This window comes from Amycolatopsis sp. NPDC043889, from assembly GCF_056435645.1.
This window is the reverse complement of record NZ_JBWKEC010000030.1, coordinates 1-20,800: the sequence shown is the minus strand read 5'-3', so window position 1 is coordinate 20,800 and position 20,800 is coordinate 1. Positions and strand designations below refer to the sequence as shown.

Annotated in this window: 24 protein-coding genes; 14 read left to right on the top strand and 10 right to left on the bottom strand. The window is 69.5% G+C overall.

Going from position 1 to position 20,800, the window contains the following annotated elements:
- Window positions 1–10: 10 nt before the first annotated feature.
- Together AC0685_RS35095 and AC0685_RS35090 are read left to right on the top strand one after the other, a co-directional pair.
- Window positions 11–607 carry a formylglycine-generating enzyme family protein gene (locus AC0685_RS35095; RefSeq protein ID WP_478229422.1) on the top strand — a complete coding sequence of 199 codons (597 nt, stop codon included), beginning with the start codon at window positions 11–13 and terminating at the stop codon, window positions 605–607.
- A gap of 81 nt (window positions 608–688) precedes the next feature.
- The gene (locus AC0685_RS35090) at window positions 689–952 is read left to right on the top strand and encodes an amphi-Trp domain-containing protein (RefSeq protein WP_125677397.1); all 264 of its coding nucleotides are present in this window, start codon (window positions 689–691) and stop codon (window positions 950–952) included.
- A gap of 96 nt (window positions 953–1,048) precedes the next feature.
- On the opposite strand, the gene AC0685_RS35085 is transcribed toward AC0685_RS35090, so the two are convergent.
- Window positions 1,049–1,774, bottom strand: a complete 726-nt coding sequence (locus AC0685_RS35085) for an SDR family oxidoreductase (RefSeq protein ID WP_340681733.1) — start codon at window positions 1,772–1,774, stop codon at window positions 1,049–1,051.
- Window positions 1,775–1,867: 93 nt separating this feature from the next.
- On the opposite strand from AC0685_RS35085, the gene AC0685_RS35080 reads away from it, so the two are divergent.
- A complete protein-coding gene (locus AC0685_RS35080; RefSeq protein ID WP_340681732.1) occupies window positions 1,868–2,542 on the top strand; it encodes a TetR/AcrR family transcriptional regulator in 675 nt (224 codons plus the stop codon).
- 1 nt (window position 2,543) lies between these two features.
- Here the strand turns inward: AC0685_RS35080 and AC0685_RS35075 are convergent, their stop codons facing one another.
- Together AC0685_RS35075 and AC0685_RS35070 are read right to left on the bottom strand one after the other, a co-directional pair.
- The gene (locus tag AC0685_RS35075) at window positions 2,544–3,392 is read right to left on the bottom strand and encodes a fructosamine kinase family protein (protein ID WP_478229421.1); all 849 of its coding nucleotides are present in this window, start codon (window positions 3,390–3,392) and stop codon (window positions 2,544–2,546) included.
- An 86-nt stretch (window positions 3,393–3,478) separates the two neighbouring features.
- The gene (locus AC0685_RS35070; protein WP_478229420.1) at window positions 3,479–4,297 is read right to left on the bottom strand and encodes a helix-turn-helix domain-containing protein; all 819 of its coding nucleotides are present in this window, start codon (window positions 4,295–4,297) and stop codon (window positions 3,479–3,481) included.
- A 57-nt stretch (window positions 4,298–4,354) separates the two neighbouring features.
- On the opposite strand from AC0685_RS35070, the gene AC0685_RS35065 reads away from it, so the two are divergent.
- On the top strand, window positions 4,355–5,218 hold the full coding sequence (locus AC0685_RS35065) for an alpha/beta fold hydrolase (RefSeq protein WP_478229419.1): 864 nt from the start codon (window positions 4,355–4,357) through the stop codon (window positions 5,216–5,218).
- On the opposite strand, the gene AC0685_RS35060 is transcribed toward AC0685_RS35065, so the two are convergent.
- The gene (locus tag AC0685_RS35060) at window positions 5,215–5,592 is read right to left on the bottom strand and encodes a hypothetical protein (RefSeq protein WP_219151665.1); all 378 of its coding nucleotides are present in this window, start codon (window positions 5,590–5,592) and stop codon (window positions 5,215–5,217) included. The genes AC0685_RS35065 and AC0685_RS35060 overlap by 4 nt on opposite strands.
- Before the next feature lie 161 nt (window positions 5,593–5,753).
- Between AC0685_RS35060 and AC0685_RS35055 the strand changes: the two genes are divergently transcribed.
- Both AC0685_RS35055 and AC0685_RS35050 read left to right on the top strand, forming a co-directional pair.
- Entirely contained in the window at window positions 5,754–6,509 is a 756-nt protein-coding gene (locus tag AC0685_RS35055) for a thioesterase II family protein (RefSeq protein WP_478229418.1), read from the top strand.
- A 98-nt stretch (window positions 6,510–6,607) separates the two neighbouring features.
- Window positions 6,608–7,624: an alpha/beta fold hydrolase gene (locus AC0685_RS35050; protein ID WP_478229417.1), complete on the top strand. Its 1,017-nt coding sequence runs from the start codon at window positions 6,608–6,610 to the stop codon at window positions 7,622–7,624.
- Here AC0685_RS35050 and xylA read toward each other — a convergent pair.
- A complete protein-coding gene (xylA, locus tag AC0685_RS35045; protein WP_478229416.1) occupies window positions 7,621–8,790 on the bottom strand; it encodes a xylose isomerase in 1,170 nt (389 codons plus the stop codon). The two genes, AC0685_RS35050 and xylA, sit on opposite strands and share 4 nt — an antisense overlap.
- A 93-nt stretch (window positions 8,791–8,883) precedes the next feature.
- Here xylA and AC0685_RS35040 point away from each other — a divergent pair, with 93 nt between their 5' ends.
- Entirely contained in the window at window positions 8,884–10,059 is a 1,176-nt protein-coding gene (locus AC0685_RS35040) for an ROK family transcriptional regulator (protein ID WP_478229415.1), read from the top strand.
- Here the strand turns inward: AC0685_RS35040 and AC0685_RS35035 are convergent.
- The 4 genes from AC0685_RS35035 to AC0685_RS35020 form a co-directional block, all read right to left on the bottom strand.
- The gene (locus AC0685_RS35035) at window positions 10,016–10,477 is read right to left on the bottom strand and encodes a hypothetical protein (RefSeq protein WP_478229414.1); all 462 of its coding nucleotides are present in this window, start codon (window positions 10,475–10,477) and stop codon (window positions 10,016–10,018) included. The two genes, AC0685_RS35040 and AC0685_RS35035, sit on opposite strands and share 44 nt — an antisense overlap.
- Window positions 10,478–10,617: 140 nt before the next feature.
- The gene (locus AC0685_RS35030; RefSeq protein ID WP_478229413.1) at window positions 10,618–10,893 is read right to left on the bottom strand and encodes a hypothetical protein; all 276 of its coding nucleotides are present in this window, start codon (window positions 10,891–10,893) and stop codon (window positions 10,618–10,620) included.
- A gap of 141 nt (window positions 10,894–11,034) precedes the next feature.
- On the bottom strand, window positions 11,035–11,265 hold the full coding sequence (locus AC0685_RS35025; RefSeq protein WP_478229412.1) for a hypothetical protein: 231 nt from the start codon (window positions 11,263–11,265) through the stop codon (window positions 11,035–11,037).
- Between the two features lie 94 nt (window positions 11,266–11,359).
- Window positions 11,360–11,842, bottom strand: coding sequence for an Lrp/AsnC family transcriptional regulator (locus AC0685_RS35020; protein WP_091596826.1), 483 nt, complete (start codon window positions 11,840–11,842; stop codon window positions 11,360–11,362).
- A 135-nt stretch (window positions 11,843–11,977) separates the two neighbouring features.
- On the opposite strand from AC0685_RS35020, the gene pdhA reads away from it, so the two are divergent.
- The 6 genes from pdhA to AC0685_RS34990 all read left to right on the top strand — a co-directional run bounded on the left by pdhA (window position 11,978) and on the right by AC0685_RS34990 (window position 17,750).
- Window positions 11,978–13,069 carry a pyruvate dehydrogenase (acetyl-transferring) E1 component subunit alpha gene (gene pdhA / locus AC0685_RS35015; RefSeq protein ID WP_478229411.1) on the top strand — a complete coding sequence of 364 codons (1,092 nt, stop codon included), beginning with the start codon at window positions 11,978–11,980 and terminating at the stop codon, window positions 13,067–13,069.
- Window positions 13,066–14,064 (top strand): alpha-ketoacid dehydrogenase subunit beta, encoded by a 999-nt coding sequence (locus tag AC0685_RS35010; protein WP_478229410.1) that lies wholly within the window; start codon window positions 13,066–13,068, stop codon window positions 14,062–14,064. The genes pdhA and AC0685_RS35010 overlap by 4 nt, the downstream gene beginning before the upstream one ends.
- Window positions 14,057–15,250 carry a dihydrolipoamide acetyltransferase family protein gene (locus AC0685_RS35005; RefSeq protein WP_478229409.1) on the top strand — a complete coding sequence of 398 codons (1,194 nt, stop codon included), beginning with the start codon at window positions 14,057–14,059 and terminating at the stop codon, window positions 15,248–15,250. Before AC0685_RS35010 ends, AC0685_RS35005 begins: the two co-directional genes overlap by 8 nt.
- A gap of 81 nt (window positions 15,251–15,331) precedes the next feature.
- A complete protein-coding gene (locus AC0685_RS35000) occupies window positions 15,332–16,600 on the top strand; it encodes an MFS transporter (RefSeq protein ID WP_478229408.1) in 1,269 nt (422 codons plus the stop codon).
- Entirely contained in the window at window positions 16,554–16,904 is a 351-nt protein-coding gene (locus AC0685_RS34995; protein WP_478229407.1) for a VOC family protein, read from the top strand. The genes AC0685_RS35000 and AC0685_RS34995 overlap by 47 nt, the downstream gene beginning before the upstream one ends.
- 72 nt (window positions 16,905–16,976) lie before the next feature.
- A complete protein-coding gene (locus AC0685_RS34990; RefSeq protein ID WP_478229406.1) occupies window positions 16,977–17,750 on the top strand; it encodes a PE-PPE domain-containing protein in 774 nt (257 codons plus the stop codon).
- Window positions 17,751–17,846: 96 nt separating this feature from the next.
- On the opposite strand, the gene fusA is transcribed toward AC0685_RS34990, so the two are convergent.
- Window positions 17,847–19,886 (bottom strand): elongation factor G, encoded by a 2,040-nt coding sequence (gene fusA, locus AC0685_RS34985; protein ID WP_478229405.1) that lies wholly within the window; start codon window positions 19,884–19,886, stop codon window positions 17,847–17,849.
- Between the two features lie 439 nt (window positions 19,887–20,325).
- Between fusA and AC0685_RS34980 the strand changes: the two genes are divergently transcribed.
- On the top strand, window positions 20,326–20,800 hold a 475-nt coding region (locus AC0685_RS34980; protein ID WP_478229481.1), incomplete at its 3' end, for an isocitrate lyase/phosphoenolpyruvate mutase family protein.

The window sequence follows — 20,800 nt, the reverse complement described above, 5'->3', positions numbered from 1 at the left end:
CGGCCGTACCATGGAGATGATCACTGTGCCCGCGGGCGAGGTGCCGCTGTCGGACCGCCGGACACAGCGGAACTGGACCGTCGATGTCGCGTCCTTTCTGCTCGCCTCGGTTCCGGTCACCCGCGAGCCCGGCCGGCTTCCTCTCGTCGACGTCTCGTGGCAGGACGCCCTCGAGTTCTGCAACGCCCTGTCCGAACGCGAAGGTCTGACTCCCGTCTACCAGCTGGATTCCCTGGTCTGGGACCGGACCGCGAACGGCTATCGGCTGCCCTCCGAAGCGGAATGGGAGCACGCCTGTCGCGCTGGCACGAGCGGTCCGCGCTACGGGCCGCTCGACGAGATCGCCTGGTACCGCGAGAACTCCGCGGAGACCGTGCACGAAGTCGGCGGCAAGGCGCCCAACGCGTGGGGCCTGCACGACATGCTCGGCAACGTCTGGGAATGGTGCTGGGACGTGTACGACGCCGAGGTGTACGGCGAATACCGGGTCCTCAAGGGCGGTGGCTGGTTCGACGAGCACTGGAGCTGCCGGGCTTCGGTACGGCGCCGCAGCCACCCGACCTTCCGTGTCGACGACGTCGGCTTCCGCCTCGCCCGGTCACTGTGACCCCGCCTCCACGACGTGATGATCACGCGATTGAATGACGGCACGGACACCCGGCCAGGGTGTCGGACACTGGAGGAAATCGTGACCGGAACCGCTCCCCGAGACGTCGAACGCGTCTACTCCACCGCCGACGTCGTCGCGAAACTGCGCCGGCTCGCCGACGCGCTCGAGTCCGAGACCTCTTTCCGCATCCAGATCGCCGGGGAACGGTTCCGTGTCCCCGCTCGTGCGCAGTTCTCGATCGAGCACGAGCGCGGTGACGGCGAGGAAGAGGTCGAGTTCCAGCTGAAGTGGAAGATCGAAGAGACCGACTCGGACGACGACTCCGAAGGAACCGTCGTCTGATCTTCTGTCCATAAAGGACTGGGGCGGGCTCGTCATTCGTCGGCGGGCCCGCCCCTTTCGCAACGCGCCACCACTGCTACCTCTGATCCAAGAAGCTCAGACGATTCCGCCGTTGGCGCGAAGGACCTGACCGTTGACCCAGCGGGCCGGGCCGGCGAGGAACGAGACGACCTCCGCGATGTCGGACGGGGTGCCGAGGCGTTCGAGCGGGGGCTGCGCCGCCATGCTCGCGATGGTCGCCTCGTCCTTGCCGTCGAGGAACAGCGCCGTGGCGGTCGGGCCGGGGGCGACCGCGTTCACGGTGATGTCGCGGCCGCGTAATTCGCGGGCGAGGACCAGAGTGATCGCCTCGACCGCACCCTTCGAGGCGGCATAGGCGGCGTATCCCGGCAGCGCGAGGCCGAGTACCGACGTGGAGAAGTTGATGATCGCGCCACCGTCGCGGACTCGGCGGGCGGCCTGCTGGTCGACCACGAAGGTGCCGCGGATGTTGGTGCGGTGCAACCGGTCCAGCCGGTCGAGGTCCAGTTCGGCCACCGGCGCCAGGTACATGGCACCGGCGGCGTGGACCACGACGTCGACTCCGCCGAAGGTCTTCTCCGCGGTGTCGAACACGGCCGCGACGGCCTGCTCGTCGGCGACGTCGGCCTGTGCCGCGATCGCCTGACCTCCGCCGTCGGTGATCGCGTCGACCGCGGCCTGCGCCTCGTCCTTGTTGCCGCCGTATACGACGACGACCGCGAACCCGTCGGACGCAAGCCGCTCGGCCGACTGCCTGCCAATGCCCCGCGAACCGCCGGTGACGATCGCTACGCGTGCCATGCAAGTGCTCCCATCAGGGGTTTCCATTGCTAACGAGATCACTGTATCAGCGATATCGAACCAGTGATACCGCGTGAGTGTTATCGTTGATACATGACGTTGACCACGAAGGACCGGTTGATCCGCGCGGCGGCGGAACTCTTGGAGGAGGGCGGACGCGAGGCGTTGTCGACGCGTGCGGTCAGCGCCGCCGCCGGAGTGCAGGCGCCGACGCTCTACCGGACCTTCGGCGACAAGGACGGTCTTCTCGATGCCGTCGCCACGTACGGCTTCAAGAGCTACCTGGAGGGAAAGCACGCTCTCGGAGAGACCGGCGACCCGGTGCGCGACCTCCGGCGAGGCTGGGACCTCCACGTCGAGTTCGGCCTGCACCAGCCCGCCTTCTACATGCTCATGTACGGCGAGCCCCGCGTTCGCGAAGCACGCAAGGAGGCCGACGCGATACTCCGCCGGATCATCGAACGCATCGCCGAGGCGGGCAGGCTGCGCGTCCCGGTCGAGCAAGCCGCGCAGCTGGTGCACGCGACCGGAATGGGGGTGATACTGTCGTTCCTCGCGAGCCCGCCGGAGCAGCGCGATCCGGACCTCATCACCGCCGCTCGCGAACACGTGATCGCGGCGATCACCACCGACAGCGCGGACAAGGCTTCGGACATCCCCAGCCGCGCCATCGCGCTCAAAGCCGCATTGGAGAAGGAACCCGGCAATGTCCTGACCTCCGCCGAGCAGGCGATGCTCGCCGAATGGCTCGACCGCCTCGCGCGCTGAATCACCGGCCGACGGCCTTCGCCGCCGCGACCGCCTGCCCGGCGTAGGACCGTCCGAAAAGGACGGTGTGGACCAGTAGCGGGAACAACTGGTGCGCGCCGATCCGGTCGGCCCAGCCGTCGGCGAGCGGGGCGACCTCCTGGTAGGCGGCGAGCACCCGGTCGAGCAGCGGGCAGCCGAACAACTGCAGCATCGCCAGATCGGTTTCACGATGGCCGCCGTGGGCGGCCGGATCGATGAGCGAGGCCTCGACGGCTCCCCACAGCACGTTGCCGTTCCACAGGTCACCGTGCAGGCGCGCCGGAGGTTCGGACACCTCGGGGAGCCGTGCGCAAGCCTGCTCGATGGCAGCGGCTTCGTCACCGTTCAGGATGCCCTCGTCGACCGCGCGACGGACGTAGGGCAGGACCCGGTGCTCGGCGTACCACGTCGGCCAGTCCTCGCCCGGCGTGTTCTCCATCGGGGCCAGGCCGATCCACGCGTCGGCGGGCCCGTCCGGCGGCGCCGCGCCGAACGCCGGCGCACCGGCCGCGTGCAACTCCGCGAGCCCACGCCCCAGCCGCTCCGCCGCGTGATGCGTCGGCCGTCCGCCGCCGACCAGTTCCGTGACCAGCCATTCACCGTCGTGGCCGCGAACCTCGGGCACCCGTACCGCACCGGGCTCCCCCAGCCACCGCAGGCCCGCGGCCTCGGCCGGTGTCGCGTTCCGGGCGTGGCCCCGTTTGACGACCACCGTGTCGCCGCTGTCGAGTACCACTTCGGTCACCCCGCTCGACAGGCTCCTCTGCCCGGCGACGGCGCGTCCGGTGATCTTCATGGCAGCCTCGGCAGGCGTCGAAACCTGGGTCATGCCCCGCAACCTACCTCCGCCGATCGGGTGAACGCTCGTTGTCCCGCGGAAATTCGCGTGCGTGCGCTTTCGAGAGACGAACGGCCTTACCGGGGCGGAACGAACAGCCCCGCCGGCTTCCCGACCTCGGCCGGGGTGCGTCCGGTCAACGCCCGAAACTCACGGATGAGATGCGCCTGGTCGCTGTAACCGCCCGAATGCGCGACCTCCGCCCAGGAAAGCGACGACGTCCGGTCCAGCAGGGCCAGCACGCGATTGAGCCGGGCGATCCGTCCGACCGTGCGAGGATTCAGCCCGATCTGCTCGCGGAACCGGACGTTGAGGTGCTGCCTACTCCAGCCGATCTCGTCCGCGAGGACGTCGACGCGGACCGGGCCCGCGCAAAGCCGGTCCCACGCGTACCGGACAGGTGCGGCCAGCTCGGGGCCGCGAGCGAGCCTCGCCGCGAGGTAGTCGTCCAGCAGCCGGAATCTCTCCGGCCAGTCCGCCGCCTCGGCCAGCCGTTCGGTCAACGATCCGGACGGCAGCAGGTCCGACGCCGCGACGACCGAGTTCGCCAGCTCCCGCAACGGGATCCCGAACAACGCGTACGAACCGAGCGGGGGCAGGGTGACGATGATCCCGCGCGAAGCGCCTGCCTGGTCGACTCGCAACGGCCGGTCGCGCAGGCCCAGCACCGGCGACGCGGGAATATCCGGTCCCCTGGCAGGCGCGTCGATGTCGATCACCCAGGTGAGCACGGACAACGGGGTGACCTGCCAGGAGTTCGCGCCCGCGTCGGGAAGATCGTGCGCGACGTAGCTCGCCACATGGGCGGCGAGGCCGGGGTGCGGCCACCGGAGAATCCGCTCGCCGGGTGCGCGGACGATGTCCCGCCGCGGCACCACGAGACCCCACCCGCCCATGCCGTCATCTTACTTTCGTTCAAGACCCGGAAGACGGCTTTGCCTAGCGTTCCGCTCATGAACAAAATCGGAGGCTTCAGGAATCCGGCGGCCGAAAAACGCTATTTCGCCGCCTACGACCGTGCCATGGCCGAATGCCCGGAACCGGGCGCGGTCTTCGACGTCGAAACGCGCCATGGCACCACGCGGGTCTACCGCTACGGTGACGGCGGCAGTCCGATCGCCCTGCTGCCGGGCCTTCTGGCGACCTCGGCCTGCTTCGCGGCGCTGATCCCCGCCTTGGCCGAGCGGCACGCCGTCTACGCGATCGACACTCTCGGCGAAGCGGGCCGCAGCGTGCAAAAGGCGCCGTTCAAAGACATCCGCGACCGCGCGAACGCCCTCGACGACGTTCTCGAGAACCTGGAACTGACCGACGTCCGTCTCGTCGGTGGTTCGACCGGCGGCTGGCACGCGGTGAACCAGGCGATCCACGCACCCGGCAGGCTCGCGTCCATCGCGTTGCTCGACGCGACCACCGTCGCCGCGCCGTTCGCCCGGAAGGTGTTCCGGTACAGCTTGGCCGCCGCCGTACTCGACAGCGACCGGCTGTGGCGCCGCTTCGTGACGTGGTCCGCCGGCGAGGACGTCCTCGACCAGCCCGCCGCCCGGCTCGTGCTCGCCGGGATCCGGTGTTATCGCGCCCGAGTGCCGTTCCAGGTCTGCCCGGACGAGGAGGCCTTGCGGTCCATCGAAGTACCCACGCTCGCCCTCTTCGGCGGGCGCAGCGTCGTGCACGATTCCGCCGCTGCCGCCGCACGACTGGAGAGTCTGCTCCCCCATGCCGACGTCGAAATCCTGCCGGACGCCGGCCACTACCTCTATCTCCGCCCGCAGGACCGCGTCCTGATCATCGAGCGGATCCTCGACAAGGTCGCTTAGGCGGCCCGCGCGCCGGAGCCCCGGCGCGCGGCGGCCAGACTGGCGCGGCAAGCGGCGATCAGCCTGGCCGAGGCGGCACTTTCGCCGTGGCCGCACCGAGGACAGGACATCGTGACGTCGCCGGACAATTCGTCGACCGAGACGGTCAACGCGGTCGCGCAAGAACGACACCAGCGGTGGCGGGTGATCGGGTTGACGTGCAGCGGGGAAGCCACGCACTGGTGGATCCAGCGGCCGTGCACGTGGCAGGTCAGGCGGTCGTCCGGGGACAGGCGGCCGACGTCCTCCGCGTCGTCCTCCATCGCCAGCAGAACCGGCAGGGTGCGGCTCACCGGGTTCAGCCGCGTGGTCGAGGCCAGTGTCGTGGTGTTCATCGCTTTCTCCTTCCGGCTCTTTTCAAGACGTCGAACGGGCAGTGCCAGATACGACACGGCCGGGCAGCTTTTCGCCGAAACCTCCCTCAGTAGGGTGAATCGATCTTGGTCGAATCCGAACCGTTACCCCATTCGGGTTAATCGCGCGTATCTTTCGGATCATGACGGCCGCACTCGTTTCACTGTCCACATCAGACAGTCGTGGACCCGGCTACCTGCTGTTTCCGCCCGCCGGCGGTACCAGCCGAGCGTTCGACGCGCTCGCGGGCGCGGTCGATGCGAACATCCGAGCCTTCGAATATCCCGGACACGGGGAACGGCTCGCGGAATCCCCGGCGTCCTCTCTCGAAGAACTCGCCACGCACTTGGCCGCCGCGACACCGAAGGCCTGGTTTTCCCGCTCCGTGACGATCGGATTCGGGATGGGCGCCTTCGTCGCCTTGGAAACCGCTCAACGCCTCGGCGTCGCCCCCGGCGCGCTGGTCGTCGTGGACGCGTGCGCCCCGCAGCGACGCTCACCGGACAAGAACGCCAAGGCGGGCGCGTCGGCGATGGGGCGGGTGTTCGGCCGCACCGGGCTCACTCCCGTCGCGGGTTACCGTGACTCACCCGAAAGCTGGGAGTACGCCCTGGACCTGCTGCTCGGCGACCTCCAGCTGCTGAACGCCTACCGTGGGCCCGCCAGGACCCGGCTCCCGTGCCCGATCGCGGCGATCCGCGGCACCGACGATCCCGCGTCCGCTTCGGGCGACGACGCCACCGGCGGCTGGCGGGTGTGGACGTCCGGTGCGTTCGTGGGGCGCGTCGTACCCGGTGGGTATCTGGGCGTTCTCGAGCCCGGCAGGGAGGCCGAGTTCTGGGCCCGGATCCGCAGGCTGGAAGCGGCCTTCGTGACCGCCGAACCTGAAGTCGCCTAGTAGATGACGTACACCGGTGACGTCGTCCGACGGTCGCCGCGCCAGGAGCCTGCCCCCTAATTTCGTCCCGTACCAGGCGTTTCGCGGGAGGAATCAGGATGCTCAGCAGGAGAAGGTTCGCGCAGGCCATCGTCGCCGCGACAGCGGGAGTCACTGTGGCGGGCTGCTCGGCCCAGCCCGCGGCTGCCCCGGCGGCGACGCCCGCCACGACCGGCGGGAACACCTCGTTCGGGCCGATCAAGCAGATCGACGCCGGGGAACTGAGCATCGGTTACGCCGAAGCCGGCCCCGCCGGCGGTCCGGTGGTGGTCCTCCTGCACGGCTGGCCCTACGACATCCACAGCTACGTCGACGTCACCCCGCGTCTGGTCGCGGCCGGGTACCGGGTGATCGTGCCGTTCCTGCGCGGCTACGGGCCGACACGGTTCCTGTCGAAGGACACGTTCCGCAACGGCCAGCAGTCCGCGATCGCCGCCGACATCGTCGCGTTACTGGACGCCCTCAAGATCGACAAGGCCGTCTTCGGCGGCTTCGACTGGGGCGCACGCACGGCCGTGATCATCGCCGCGCTGTGGCCCGAACGGTGCAAGGCGCTCGTCTCGGTGAGCGGCTACCTGGTGACCAACCGGGAGACGAACAAGCAGCCGCTTTCCCCGGCCGCCGAGCTCGGCTGGTGGTACCAGTACTACTTCGCCACCGAGCGCGGCATCCTCGGCTACACGAAGAACCGCCACGACTTCAACAAGCTGATCTGGAAGATCGCGTCGCCGAAGTGGAGCTTCGACGACGCGACCTACGACCGTTCCGCGGCCTGCTTCGACAACCCGGACCACGTCGCCATCGTGATCCACAACTACCGGTGGCGGCTGAGCCTCGCCGAGGGCGACCCGAAACTCGACGCGCTGGAAGCGAAACTCGCGCAGGGGCCGGCGGTTTCGGTGCCCACAATCACGATCGGCAGCGATTTCGACGGCCCGAACACCGACGGCAAGGCGTACCGGTCGAAGTTCTCCGGCAAATACGAGCACCGCGTCCTGAACGGGATCGGCCACAACGTGCCACAGGAGGCCCCGGCGGAATTCGCCAAGGCCGTCCTCGACGTCGACCGGTTCTAGCGTGCCCCGGTGAGGTGTTCGAGGGCCAGCTGGGACAGGCGGATGAAGCCGTAACCGCGTTCCGCGGCCTTGTCCGGGTCGAAGTCCTCGAACGCCGACCGGTCCGCCAGCAGATCCGCCGCCGTCTCGCCCTCGTCGAGGGTCGGCGTCGCCAGTTCCGGGACGAGGGCGGCGTCCAGCGCGGAACGCACCTCGGGATCGGCGCGGAACGCGCGGGCTCGTTCGGCGAACAGGAGATAGCTGGCCATGTTGGCCTCGGCACTGGCCCAGACGCCGTCCATGTTCTCCGTGCGCAGCGGCTTGTAGTCGAAATGCCGCGGCCCGTCGTAGCCGCCGTGCTCCAGCAGGTCGACCAGGAAGAACGACGACAGCACGTCGCCGTGCCCGAACACGAGGTCCTGGTCGAACCGGGGGCCGCGCTGGCCGTTGAGGTCGACGTGGAACAGCTTGCCCTGCCACAGGGCCTGCCCGATGCCGTGGACGATGTTGAGCCCGGCCATCTGCTCGTGCCCGACCTCCGGGTTCACGCCGACGATCTCGTGGTTGTCCAGCGTGGAGATGAACGCGAGCGCGTGCCCGATGGTCGGCAGCAGGATGTCGCCGCGTGGTTCGTTCGGCTTCGGCTCGAGCGCGAGCCGGAGGCCGTAGCCCTGGTCCAGGACGTACTGGGCGAGGAAATCGATGCCCTCACGGTAACGGTCCATCGCCGCGCGGACGTCCTTCGCGGCGTCGGTCTCGCTGCCTTCCCTGCCGCCCCAGAGCACGAACGTCGACGCGCCGAGTTCGGCGGCGAGGTCGAGGTTCCGGAGCACCTTCCGCAGCGCGTAGCGACGGATATCGCGATCGTTGCTGGTCAGGCCGCCGTCCTTGAAAACGGGGTGGCTGAACAGGTTCGTGGTGACCATCGGGACGACGAGGCCGGTCTCGGCGAGCGCGCCCTGGAAGCGCTTGAGGTGCCGCGCGCGTTCCGCGTCGGCCGAGCCGAATGGGACGAGGTCGTCGTCGTGGAAGGTGATCCCCCAGGCGCCGAGATCCGAGAGACGATGCACGGCTTCGACCGGGTCGAGCGGAGGACGGCTCGCCGGGCCGAACATGTCGTTCGCCTGCCAGCCCACGGTCCACAGCCCGAAGCTGAACTTGTCCTCACGCGTCGGTGCCTGAGCCATCTCGCCTCCCAATTAGTTTGATGCCTGAACTTATCGACGCCACTCCGGCAGGTCAAGGCTTTCGTTCAGGCATCGAACGAATACAATCGCGCGATGATAGGCACGCGCCCGGCGGGACAGCACACCGTGCGGCAGCACAACGCCGCCCTCGTCCTCGGGGCGATCGCGGATGGTCCCGGCACCTCACGGGCAGGCCTGGCCGCCGTCACCGGACTCACGAAGGCGACCGTGTCGAGCGTGGTCGACCGGTTGATCGCGGCGGATCTCGTGGCCGAAGGCGAACCGGAACAGCGCGTTGGCCCCGGGCGGCGCGGCACCGTCGTGTCGCTCTCCCCCACCGGCCCGCACGGGCTCGGCATCGAAATCGGCGTCGACTACCTGGCGTCCTGCCTCGTCGATCTGACCGGCACCGTCCGGGCGCAGGAGGTCCGGTACGCGGACAACCGGACCCCGCGCGTCTTCCAGCGCGTCTCGGCGTTCCTGCGAGGAGCACAGACGCGGGCGGACGCGCTGGGTGTTCCCGTCGGCGGCGTCGGTATCGCGGTTCCGGGCCTGGTCGAATCCGGGCTCGTGCGGCTGGCGCCCAACCTGGGCTGGCGCGACGTCGACCTCGCCGACCGGCTCGGCGAGACGTTCACCGTCGCCAACGAAGCGAACTTCGCTGCGCTCGCCGAACTTTGGCACGGCTCGGCGTTGCCGGATTTCGTCCACGTGTCCGGTGAGATCGGGATCGGCGCGGGCATCGTGCTGGACCGCGCGCTGTTCGAAGGCGTCCGCGGCGCGGGCGGCGAGATCGGCCACCTGCCGGTGGCGCCCGACGGCCCGCCGTGTTCCTGCGGCGCGAACGGCTGCCTGGAACGGATGGCGGGACAGGAGGAGATCCTGCGGCTCGCGGGCGCGGAAACGGTGGACGACCTGGTCTCCGCGCTGGAATCCGGCGACGACGCGGCGGTCTCCGCGGTGACCACCGCCGCGGGACATCTCGGCGTCGGACTGTCCACTGTGGTCAATCTGATGGACGTTCCGGCGGTGGTGCTAGGCGGAACCTACGCCCGGCTGGAGCCGTGGCTTCGTGAGCCACTCCTCGCCGAGCTCGAACGCCGCGTGCCCAGCACGGCGTGGTCGCCGGTGCGGGTCGTCCGCTCGGCGCTCGGCACGGGAGCCGCCGTACGCGGGGCCGCCGGATCGGTGATCCGCGGCATCCTCGCTGACCCGGAGCACTATCTCACGACTCACTGGCCATCCGATCAGGACGCTCAGGGCCGCTGACCCCGGGCAGCAACGGCTCGATGGCCTGCGCCCGGCGTTCGATGTCGGGCCTCCGAGCCCGTCGCGCGTAGTCGATGAGGGCTTCACGGTCGTCCTGGGGAAGCCAGCCCTGCTCGCTCCCGGTCTCCAACCGCACGAGGTACTGCACCAGCTCCACCGACTCGGCACCGAACTCCCGCATCCGGCGCGTCAGCAGCTCCGCCGCCGCGAGATAGCCGTTGTTCCACGCGTGGACCGCCAGCAGCTGCGCGGTCGCGGCGAGGATGTCGCCGAGGTGGAACCCGCCCTCCGCCGCGAGATGCCCCGCGAGGCGGAAACTGCGTCTGCCCTCACCGACCGGCCCCTCCTCGCGAATCGCTTCGAGCAGAGCCCCGATCTGCCGCGTCAGGTAGTCCTGACCCGCGCACTCCACCGTCACCGCATTCCTCCACCCAGTCGCCGCGATCGTAGGAAGGTGTCAATGGGGAGCAGGTCAGATACATCGAATGCCGAACCGTTATCACCCGAATGGGGTGTTCGGCGGTGCGTCTCGGTCAACAGGGCGCCACGGCTCCGGTCTCACCCGAGGCGCACCAACCCCGGATGCCGACGAAGCCACTCGTCGCGCCGCTTCTCGACGTCCCGTTGCGTCATCCCCCGCCCGGCGTTCACGCAACCGCCGGTCCGGCCCTTGATGGTCGTCCCCGGCTCGTGGCACTGATCCTCGTCTTCGCGGCAAGCCGCCTGTACCTTCGTCTTGGCCGGCACCTTGCTCGTCGTCGGAGCCGAACTCGCGCAGGCGACCGCCACGAAGCACGCCACGGCGACCGGCAGCAGGAGCAGGACACGCACCATGATTCCTCCGCCTCCGCCATCGAACCCGACTGTATTCGGTGGGAGGGCGAAGAGCGTTACAGCGTCACCGCCCGGCGAACGTGTCAGAAACCGTCGCCATCCGGCGGACATCGACGCGCGCATCAAGCGCATACGCCGCACTCACGCCACCAGCCGCTCGACGACCAGGAGTGCTCCCACCGGGATCATCGAGGCGCCGGAGATCCGGGAAACGGTCCGTGACACGGCAGGGCGTGCGCGCAACAGGGATTGCGCTCCCGCCCCGACGCACGGGTAGACCACCGCGCAGGTGCCGACGAAGGTCAGGCCTAGAACACTCATCTGGAGCAGCACCGGCCAGCGCACCGCCGGGTCGGTGAATTGCGGCAGCATCGCGACGAAGATCGCAGGAGCGTCTATGAAGGATCTGGGACACTCACCGTCCCAAATCCTTCATAGACGCGAGACCTCCGGCCGGCACACGTCCTCACCATTCACGAGGGGCGACGCCCGGCTGTTCTTCGAAGATCAGCCAAGTCCGCGTCGACCGCACGCCGTCCAGCGCCTGCAACCGTTCCAGTACGACATCCCGCAGCGAAGCGTTGTCCGGTGTCCGCACCAGCAGCAGGATGTCGAAGTCGCCGCCGACGAGCGAAACGTGCTCGACGAACGGGATCTGCCGCAGCTCGGCCGACATCGTCCGCCATGACGTCTGCTCGACGGTGATCAGGATGTACGCGCTCGTCCCGAGTCCGGCCCGCCGCGGGTCGATCCGGGCGCCGAAGCCGGTGATGACGCCTTCGGACATCAGCCGGTCCAGTCTCGCGTAGGCGTTCGTACGCGAGATGTGCAGGCGCTCCGCCAGCGCGCGGACGGCGAGCCTGCCGTCGGCGGTCAGTTCGGCGAGGATCGCGCGATCGATGTCGTCGAGGGCAAGGACCGTTCGTCCCGGATCGCGGCCGTGAGCCACGCCACTACTGGACGGTTGGCCCGGCTGAACCGATCCGACGGACAATTTGTCGCTCATTCCGCGCGCCTCTTGAACACTGGGACTCCGGAAACCACCATCTCAGCATCATATGTCTGTGAAAGGTGGTGCTGCGCCATGTCGCGGGAGACCCCTGCCGCCGCGTTGCTGCCGTCCGGGATCCCGGTGCGGTTCCTCGCCGAGGACGGCACACGCGTCGACGAGCACGGCGGCTATTCGGCGCCTCCGCCCGAACGGCTCGTCGAGGCCTACCGGCTGATGGTGCTCGGCCGCCGGTTCGACGCCCAGGCGACCGCGCTGACCAAGCAGGGCCGTCTCGCGGTCTACCCGTCGAGTGCCGGCCAGGAGGCCTGCCAGGTCGCGAGCGCACTGGCCCTCACCGACGCGGATTGGCTCTTTCCCACCTACCGCGACTCCGTCGCGCTCGTCGCCCGCGGCCTTGAACCGGGCGAGATCCTGACGCTTCTTCGCGGCGACGCGCACTGCGGCTACGACCCCGCCAAGACCCGTGTCGCTCCGCAGTGCACCCCGCTGGCCACCCAGACCCTCCACGCGGCCGGGCTCGCCCACGCGATGCAGCGCCGCGGCGAGGACAGCGTCGCGTTCGCGCTCATCGGGGACGGCGCCACCAGCGAGGGCGACTTCCACGAGGCGCTCAACTTCGCGGCCGTGTTCAAGGCGCCGGTGGTGTTCTTCGTGCAGAACAACGGCTTCGCGATCTCCGTGCCGTTCGAGAAGCAGAGCGCCGCCCCCGCGCTGGCGTACAAGGGTGTCGGCTACGGCGTGCGCTCCGAGCAGGTCGACGGCAACGACGCCGTCGCGGTCCTCTCAGTGCTGGACGACGCCGTCGCGCACGCGCGCTCCGGCCTCGGCCCCGTCCTGGTCGAGGCGCACACCTACCGGATCGACGCGCACACCAACGCCGACGACGCCACCCGCTACCGCGATCAGGCCGAGGTCGAGAAGTGGCGCGCGGCCGACCCGGTGCGCCGTCTCGAAACGTATCTGACCACCGAGAATCTGCTGTCCACCAACGATATCGAGCGCTTCCAGGCCGAGGCTGAGACGTTCGCCGCCGGGGTGCGCGACACCCTCAACGCCGACGTCGAGCCGGATCCGATGTCGCTGTTCGAGCACGTGTACGCCGTCCCGACCCGCCAACTCGCCGCCCAGCGGGCGCTGGTCGCCGCCGAACTGGAGGCCCGATGACCGAGATCTCGATGGCACAGGCGCTCAACGCCGCTCTGCGCGACGCTGTCAAGGACGACGACCGCGTACTCATCTTCGGCGAAGACGTCGGCCCGCTCGGCGGCGTGTTCCGGGTGACCGACGGCATCACCGCCGACTTCGGCGAGGAACGCTGTTTCGACACGCCGCTGGCCGAGTCCGGCATCGTCGGTTTCGCGGTCGGGATGGCGATGGGCGGGTTCCGCCCGGTGGTCGAAATGCAGTTCGACGCCTTCGCCTATCCCGCCTTCGAGCAGATCACCTCGCACGTCGCGAAACTGCGTAACCGCACCCGCGGCGCGCTGTCGCTGCCGATGGTCATCCGCATCCCCTACGCGGGCGGGATCGGCGGCGTCGAGCACCACTGCGATTCGAGCGAGGCCTACTACACGCACACCCCCGGCCTGCGCGTCGTCACGCCCGGCACTCCCCAGGACGCCTACGACCTCCTGCGTGACGCGATCGACTCACCGGACCCGGTGATCTTCCTCGAACCCAAATGCCGCTACTGGTCGAAGGAACCTGTGTCCTTCACCCGGGACGGCGCGGCCATGGACCGCGCGGTCGTGCGCCGCGGGGGCAAGGACGTCACGCTGATCGCGTACGGCCCGATGGTCGCCACCGCGCTGGAGACCGCGGAGGCCGCGACCGCCGAAGGCTGGGACGTCGAGGTCGTCGATCTCCGGTCGCTCAGCCCGTTCGACGACGAGACGGTGACCGCTTCGGTGCGCCGCACCGGACGTGCGGTCGTCGTCCACGAGGCCGCCGGGTTCGGCGGCTACGGCGCCGAGGTGGTCGCCCGGGTCACCGAGCAGTGCTTCCACCAGCTGCACGCGCCGGTCCTTCGGGTCACCGGCCTCGACATCCCTTACCCGCCACCGAAACTGGAGCGCCATCAGCTTCCGGACGTCGACCGGATCCTGGACACCGTCGCCCGGCTGCAGTGGAACGACGAACCGGTGGTGGCCGGTGCCTGACTTCCTGCTCCCGGACCTCGGCGAAGGGCTCACCGAAGGCACCATCGTCACCTGGCTGGTCGCGGAGGGCGACTCAGTCGGTGTCGACCAGCCCGTCGTCGAAGTGGAAACCGCGAAGGCCGCGGTCGAGGTGCCGGTGCCGTTCGCCGGCGTCGTCACCCGCCTCCACGGCGAACCCGGCCAGTCGCTTCCGGTCGGCGCTCCGCTGCTCACCATCGGCCCCGGTTTCACCGAACCCGGCGTGACGACCGCGAGCGAAGGCAGTGGCAACGTCCTCATCGGCTACGGCACGACCACCACGACGAGGCGCCGCCGGACGCGCACCGTCGTCGCCACACCCGAGAAGCCGTCGAAAGCGCCGGGCGTGATCTCCCCGTTCGTCCGCAAGATGGCCGCGGACAACAAGATCGACCTGACGAAGCTGACCGGCAGCGGTCCGGGCGGGATCATCCGGCGCGCCGACGTCGAGGCGGCGCTCGCCGTCCCCGAGCAGCGGGACGGCGAGACGCGGATCCCGCTGACCGGCGTTCGCAAGGCGGTCGCCGACAAGCTGACGACCTCGCGCCGTCAGATCCCCGAAGCGACGGTCTGGGTCGACGTCGACGCGACCGAACTCGTCGCGGCGCGCAAGTCGCTCAACGCCTCGGCACCGGATCGCCCGGTGAGCCTTTTGGGCCTCGTCGCCCGGTTCGCCGTGGCGGGCCTGCGGAAGTACCCGGAGCTGAACTCGCGTGTCGAGGGCGACGAGATCGTGCAGCTGCGGGACATCAACCTCGGTTTCGCCGCGCAGACCGACCGGGGTCTCGTCGTACCGGTGGTCCGCGACGCGGGCTCACTGTCCACAAGGGAGCTTTCGGCCGCGATCGGAGATCGCACCACACAAGCCAGGGAAGGAAAACTCGGCCCGGCTGGTCTCACCGGCGGGACTTTCACGGTCAACAACTACGGCGTGTTCGGGGTCGACGGCTCGGCCGCGATCATCAATCACCCGGAAGCGGCGATCCTCGGCATCGGCCGGATCATCGACCGCGCCTGGGTGGTCGACGGCGCGCTCGTGGCGCGCAAAATCTGCGAGCTGACCCTGGCGTTCGACCACCGGGTGTGCGACGGCGGGACCGCCGGCGGATTCCTGCGGTTCGTCGCCGACTGCGTCGAGTCGCCGGTCACCGCGCTCGGGGAGCTGTGAGCGGGTCGCACAACCCGCGGTTGTGACCCGCCAACGACCCGTTGTTCGACTTCGAGGTCCCGGCTTGCTTTGATCTCGCGGGTGGGTGGGAGATCACTGGGACGACGGTTCGGCTGGCTGTGGGCGGCGTACGCGGCGAGCGCTTTCGGCACGAGGTTCGCGTTCGACGCGTTCAGCCTGATCGCCATCGTGGCGCTGGGCGCGGGCACCACGGAGGTCTCGCTGCTGGCGGCCGCCGGTCTCGTCGTCGGCGCCGTGGTCGCGCTGCCGCTCGGCCCCTGGGTCGAGTTCCGCCGCAAACGGCCGGTGATGATCGCGATGGATCTGATCCGGTGTGCGGCGCTGCTGACCGTCCCGGTGGCGTACGCGTTCGGCTTGCTCGGGTTCGGTCAGCTTCTCGCTGTGTCCGTCATCGTCGCCGCAGCCGACATCACGTTCCTGGCCGCCAGTGGGGCGTTCCTCAAAACCCTGCTGCCACCCGAAGATCTGCTGATCGCGAACGGCCGATTCGAATCGACGACCTGGACCGCGACCGTGCTCGGTCCGCCGCTCGGCGGTTTCGCCGTCGGCCTCTTCGGGCCGGTGATCACGATCGCCGCCGACGCGGTCAGCTATCTGCTCTCGGCGCTCGGGATCCGTGCGGTCGGTGGTGCGGAGCCGCCACCCACCGAACGGGAGAGGCCGCGGCTGACCGGCCGCGACCTGCGGGAAGGCTGGCGGTTCATCCTCACCCACCCGTTGCTGCGCCCGCTGTTCGTCAACACGATCGTGGTCAACGGGTTGATCATGGCGACCGCGCCGTTGATGGCCGTCCTGATGCTGGGGCAACTCGGCTTCGCTCCATGGGAGTACGCGGTCGCCTTCGCCGTGCCCTGCCTCGGTGGGCTGATCGGGGCGAGGCTCTCCCGGACCGTGGTCGCCCGGTACGGCCGGGACCGCGTCCTCTTCACCGCCGGTTGGCTGCGGGTCTGCTGGCCCGTCGGGCTGGTCTTCATCCAGCCCGGTGTGCCCGGGCTGATCCTGGTCATCGTCGTCGAATTCTGCCTGATCACCTGCATCGGCGTGTTCAACCCGGTGCTCGCCACCAGCAGGCTCGAACAGGTTCCCCTCGACCGAGCGGCGCGCACGCTGTCGGCCTGGTCGATCGCCGGGAAACTCACCACCGCTTCGCTGACCGCCCTGTGGGGCCTGCTCGCCGCGTTCACCGGACCGCGCGCGGCGGTCGGCATCGCCGGAGCGCTCATGCTCGCGACCCCGCTCCTGCTCCCCCGAAACCGTCGGAGGGCTGTGCCAGTATCGGCGCATGGCGATCAAGAGAGTGGTAGCCGACCTCGAGACCAAGTCCCTTGAGCAGGCGAGAACCTTCTACGAGCGGGTGCTCGGTTTCGAAGTGGTGATGGATCACGGCTGGATCGTGACCCTGGCCGATCCGGATCGGCCGGAGGTGCAGCTGAGCCTCATGACCCACGACGAGACGGCGCCCGTCGTCCCGGCCGTCTCGATCCAGGTGGACGACGTCGACGCGGCGTACGACGAAGCGAAGGCGTCCGGCGCCGAGATCGTGCACGAACTGACCGACGAGCCCTGGGGTGTCCGGCGGTTCTTCGTCCGTGATCCCGGCGGTCACGTGGTCAACGTGCTGTCCCATCGCTGAAGCCTGTTTCATCGAAATTTCATGACTCGTCCCTAGCGTTCGAACACGCACCGTAGTCGAACGAAAGGGACGATGAATGTGAAGAAGCTCAGGGGGGTCCTGGCGGCGGCCGCGCTGGCCGCCGGGCTGATCGGCGTCACGGCGCCGGCTGCCCAGGCCGACCAGGCGCGCTACTACATCCTCATCGGCGGCACCTGCGATGGGGCCGCGACCGTCTACAACGACGCCTGGTTGCGGGGCGGGATCAAGAAGGTGGTCCACTACCCGGCAGGGGCCGCCGGAGCACCGAACTGCGACCAGACGCCGATGGACCAGAGCGTCGCGCGCGGGCACGAGGAAGCCCGTCGTGTCGCCCAAAGCTCCTTCGACGAGAACCCCGGCGCGGAATTCACCGTCGTCGGCTACTCGCAGGGCGCACTGGTCGCGAACCTGGTGCTGAACGACATCGCCGACGGGAAGCTGGCCGTGGACAGGTCACGGTTCAGGGCGAAGATCTTCGCCGACCCGATGCAGCCCGTCGGCCCGCCGGGACGCGGGATCAGCGCGGTGCTCCCGCCGGGCACCGGGGCACCGTCGCCGTTCGGCGGCTACGTGTCGTTCGGTCCCGGCCGCACCGACTTCGGCGGTATCCCGTACATCCGCTACTGCATCGAAACCGACGGTGTCTGCCACTTCGACACCCTCGAAGCGCCGGGCGGGTACTTCGCCCAGCACTTGTGTTACCAGTGGGCCCGGCCCACCGATCACCGCTCGATCATGGAGGACACGATCGCGGACGGCGTGTACACCAACGGATCGCACGCGTTGCCGCGGCAGAACTGCCGTCCGCCGTGGCCGGTGGCGTGATCGGCTGAAGACGGCTGCCGCCCGGCGCCCGATCGCCGGGTGACAGCGGTTCGGGCGATGGCCCGCCCACAATGTCGTGGGCGGGCCATCGTCGATCTACCGGACCGGCTGTCCCTCCGGTGCCGGGGCGTGGCCGGTCGGCCGGGCCGTGAACGTGCCCCGCCCCTGGGTGCGGCTGCGCAGCCGTGTCGCGTAGCCGAACAGTTCGGCCAGCGGCACGGTCGCGGTGACCACGGTCGTTCCCGCGCGCACCACCGACCCCAGCACCCGGCCACGCCGGGCGGCGAGGTCGCCGAGCACCACGCCGACAGCACTTTCGGGCACGGTGACGGTCACTTCGGCGACCGGCTCCAGCAGGGTGACCGTGCCGGCGGCCAAAGCGGCCCGGAGCGCGAATCGCCCGGCCGTCCGGAACGCCATCTCCGACGAGTCCTTCGCATGGGTGGCCCCGTCGGTCAGCGTGACCCGCACACCGGTCACCGGATGCCCGCCGAGCGGGCCTTCCACCAGCGCGTCACGGCAACCGGCTTCGACAGCGCGGACGTATTCCCGCGGCACCCGGCCACCGACCACAGTGGACTCGAACTCGAACTCCCCTTCCTCCAACGGTTCCGTGTCGATGACGACGTGGGCGAACTGCCCGGCGCCGCCGTCTTGCTTGACATGCCGGTAGACGAAACCGGACACGCCCCGAGCCACCGTCTCGCGGTAGGCGACACGAGGCCGCCCGACGCCGACGGCCAGGCCGTGGTCGCGCCGGATCTTCTCCACCGCCACCTCCAGATGCAGCTCGCCCATTCCCGAGAGCAGGGTCTGGCCGGTCTCGCGATCGGTCCGGATGACCAGCGACGGATCCTCCTCGACCAGCCGCGCCAACGCCGCCATCAGCCGTTCCGTGTCGGTTCCCGTCCGTGCCTCGACGGCGACCGACACGACCGGATCGGCCACGACGGGCGGCTCGAGCAGGAGCGGCTCCGACGGCGTGCACAGTGTCGCGCCGGCGCGGGCCGTCTTCAGCCCGACCACCGCGACGATGTCGCCCGCGACGGCGCTGTCCACCCTGGTGTGCCGGTCCGCCTGGACCCGCAGGATGCGGCCGACGCGCTCGATACGACCGCTGCCCACGTCGATCACCGCCTCCGAAGTCCGGATCGTGCCCGAGTACACCCGCAGGTACGTCAACCGCCCGGTGGCGGTCGAGGTCACCTTGAACACCAGTGCCGCGAACGGCGCCGACGGATCGGCGGGCCGTTCGTGGGCCGTGCCTCCGTACTCGCCCTGGACCGGCGGAACATCCGACGGCGAGGGCAGATACGCCACCACGGCTTCCAGCAACGGCTCCACACCGCGGTTGCGGTACGCCGAGCCGCATAGCACCACGACGCCCTCCCCGGTGCGGGTCAGTTCGCGCAGCGCCGAGACCAGCGTCTCCGTCGAAACCGCCGAAGACTCGCAGAACTCGTCCAGCGCGGCCGGATGGAGTTCCGCCACGGTCTCTTCGAGCAGACGGCGACGCCGGTTCGCTTCGTCCACAAGGGACTCCGGAACCGGTCCTTCCTCGGCCCTCTCGGCGCCGTCGGCCCAGACGAGCGACCGCATCCGCAGCAGGTCGACGACACCCACGAAGCCGTCCTCCGCCCCGATCGGCAGCTGGACCACCAGCGGACGAGGATGCAGCCGCTCCCGGATGGACTCCACGGCCGCGTCCAGATCGGCGCCCGCGCGGTCGAGTTTGTTGACGAACGCGATCCGCGGTACGCCGTGGCGGTCGGCCTGGCGCCACACCGATTCGCTCTGCGGTTCGACCCCGGCGACGCCGTCGAACACCGCGATCGCGCCGTCGAGGACGCGGAGCGACCGTTCGACCTCGTCGGAGAAGTCGACGTGGCCGGGGGTGTCGATCAGGTTGACGAGATGGCCGTCCCACGTACAGCTGACGGCGGCGGCGAAGATGGTGATGCCACGGTCTCGCTCGTGGGAATCGAAGTCGGTCACGGTCGTGCCGTCATGGACCTCACCACGTTTGTAAGTGGTTCCGGTGACGTACAGGATCCGTTCGGTCAGCGTGGTCTTGCCCGCGTCGACATGGGCGAGGATGCCCAGATTGCGGACGGCGGACAAGGGGACGGTGCGCATGGCGCGGGCCTTTCGAAAGTGATCTCCGGAGCTCGGACTGCGCGATTCGGGCGAACGCGGGCAGGCGCCCTCGCCGTCGTGAGACGACGGGAAGCGGGCGCGAGAAAGTCAGGCGTTCGTCAACGGGCCGGTGCTAGCCGCGCGGCAGGCACCGGACGCGCGGAGACACGAGGATCACCTCGTAGCGGGCCGAGGGGACGACGACGGCGTGGTGATGACGCACTGTCCTGTCCTTCCTCGCCGGGATGATTCGCGGCGAGTGTAGCCACCGGAGACGCGGACCGGGAACTGGTTTTCCGCGGATCCGGAGGAAACTGGGCGAAGACCGACCGGTTTCCGGCGACGGCGGTGTCCATCCTTTCGAGGGACACCACAGGAGGAAGGAACCGGGCATGGGGGCGGACGAGCTGCTGGGCTTGGCGAAGACCGGCGCCGTCGGCTGCAACCTGGAGGACACCGATCACCGGACCGGCAAGCTGGGCGTGCCGATCGGCACGCCCAGCGGCTCGCGGACATCCGCTCGGCCGCGACCGAGGCCGGCGTCCCGATCGTCGTCAACGCCCGGGTCGACGCGTTCCTGGGCGACCGCGGGATCCCGGAGCCGGAAAGGCTTGCCAAGGCCATCCGGCGGGGCAGGCTCTACCGGGAGGCCGGCGCCGACTGCGTGTATCCGATCGGGGTGCGCCGCCGGGACGACGTCGCCGCGCTGGTCCGCGAACTCGCGTGCCCGGTGAACGGCAACTTCGGCGAGGAACTGGATCTGGCCGCGCTCCGGGAACTCGGCGTGGCCCTGAGTGCCCCGGTCGTGGGGGGGGGGGGGGGGGGGGGGGAGGGGGGGGGGCCGGCCGGGGGGCACCCCACCCCTCCCCTTTCCCCCCAGGTCTCCCCAGGGAAAGAGGACCTGTGTGTTCCTC

Bases quoted from the DNA above. Each gene is read 5' to 3' on its own strand.
- AC0685_RS35030 (WP_478229413.1), bottom strand. From the start codon at position 10,893: ATGGTGCGTGTCCTGCTCCTGCTGCCGGTCGCCGTGGCGTGCTTCGTG.
- AC0685_RS35075 (WP_478229421.1), bottom strand. From the start codon at position 3,392: ATGACCCAGGTTTCGACGCCTGCCGAGGCTGCCATGAAGATCACCGGA.
- AC0685_RS35040 (WP_478229415.1), top strand. From the start codon at position 8,884: ATGATAGGCACGCGCCCGGCGGGACAGCACACCGTGCGGCAGCACAAC.
- AC0685_RS35055 (WP_478229418.1), top strand. From the start codon at position 5,754: ATGACGGCCGCACTCGTTTCACTGTCCACATCAGACAGTCGTGGACCC.
- AC0685_RS34990 (WP_478229406.1), top strand. From the start codon at position 16,977: ATGAATGTGAAGAAGCTCAGGGGGGTCCTGGCGGCGGCCGCGCTGGCC.
- AC0685_RS35060 (WP_219151665.1), bottom strand. From the start codon at position 5,592: ATGAACACCACGACACTGGCCTCGACCACGCGGCTGAACCCGGTGAGC.
- fusA (WP_478229405.1), bottom strand. From the start codon at position 19,886: ATGCGCACCGTCCCCTTGTCCGCCGTCCGCAATCTGGGCATCCTCGCC.
- AC0685_RS35065 (WP_478229419.1), top strand. From the start codon at position 4,355: ATGAACAAAATCGGAGGCTTCAGGAATCCGGCGGCCGAAAAACGCTAT.
- AC0685_RS35080 (WP_340681732.1), top strand. From the start codon at position 1,868: ATGACGTTGACCACGAAGGACCGGTTGATCCGCGCGGCGGCGGAACTC.
- AC0685_RS35025 (WP_478229412.1), bottom strand. From the start codon at position 11,265: ATGCTGCCGCAATTCACCGACCCGGCGGTGCGCTGGCCGGTGCTGCTC.
- xylA (WP_478229416.1), bottom strand. From the start codon at position 8,790: ATGGCTCAGGCACCGACGCGTGAGGACAAGTTCAGCTTCGGGCTGTGG.
- pdhA (WP_478229411.1), top strand. From the start codon at position 11,978: ATGTCGCGGGAGACCCCTGCCGCCGCGTTGCTGCCGTCCGGGATCCCG.
- AC0685_RS35050 (WP_478229417.1), top strand. From the start codon at position 6,608: ATGCTCAGCAGGAGAAGGTTCGCGCAGGCCATCGTCGCCGCGACAGCG.
- AC0685_RS35095 (WP_478229422.1), top strand. From the start codon at position 11: ATGGAGATGATCACTGTGCCCGCGGGCGAGGTGCCGCTGTCGGACCGC.
- AC0685_RS35010 (WP_478229410.1), top strand. From the start codon at position 13,066: ATGACCGAGATCTCGATGGCACAGGCGCTCAACGCCGCTCTGCGCGAC.
- AC0685_RS35070 (WP_478229420.1), bottom strand. From the start codon at position 4,297: ATGGGCGGGTGGGGTCTCGTGGTGCCGCGGCGGGACATCGTCCGCGCA.
- AC0685_RS35085 (WP_340681733.1), bottom strand. From the start codon at position 1,774: ATGGCACGCGTAGCGATCGTCACCGGCGGTTCGCGGGGCATTGGCAGG.
- AC0685_RS34995 (WP_478229407.1), top strand. From the start codon at position 16,554: ATGGCGATCAAGAGAGTGGTAGCCGACCTCGAGACCAAGTCCCTTGAG.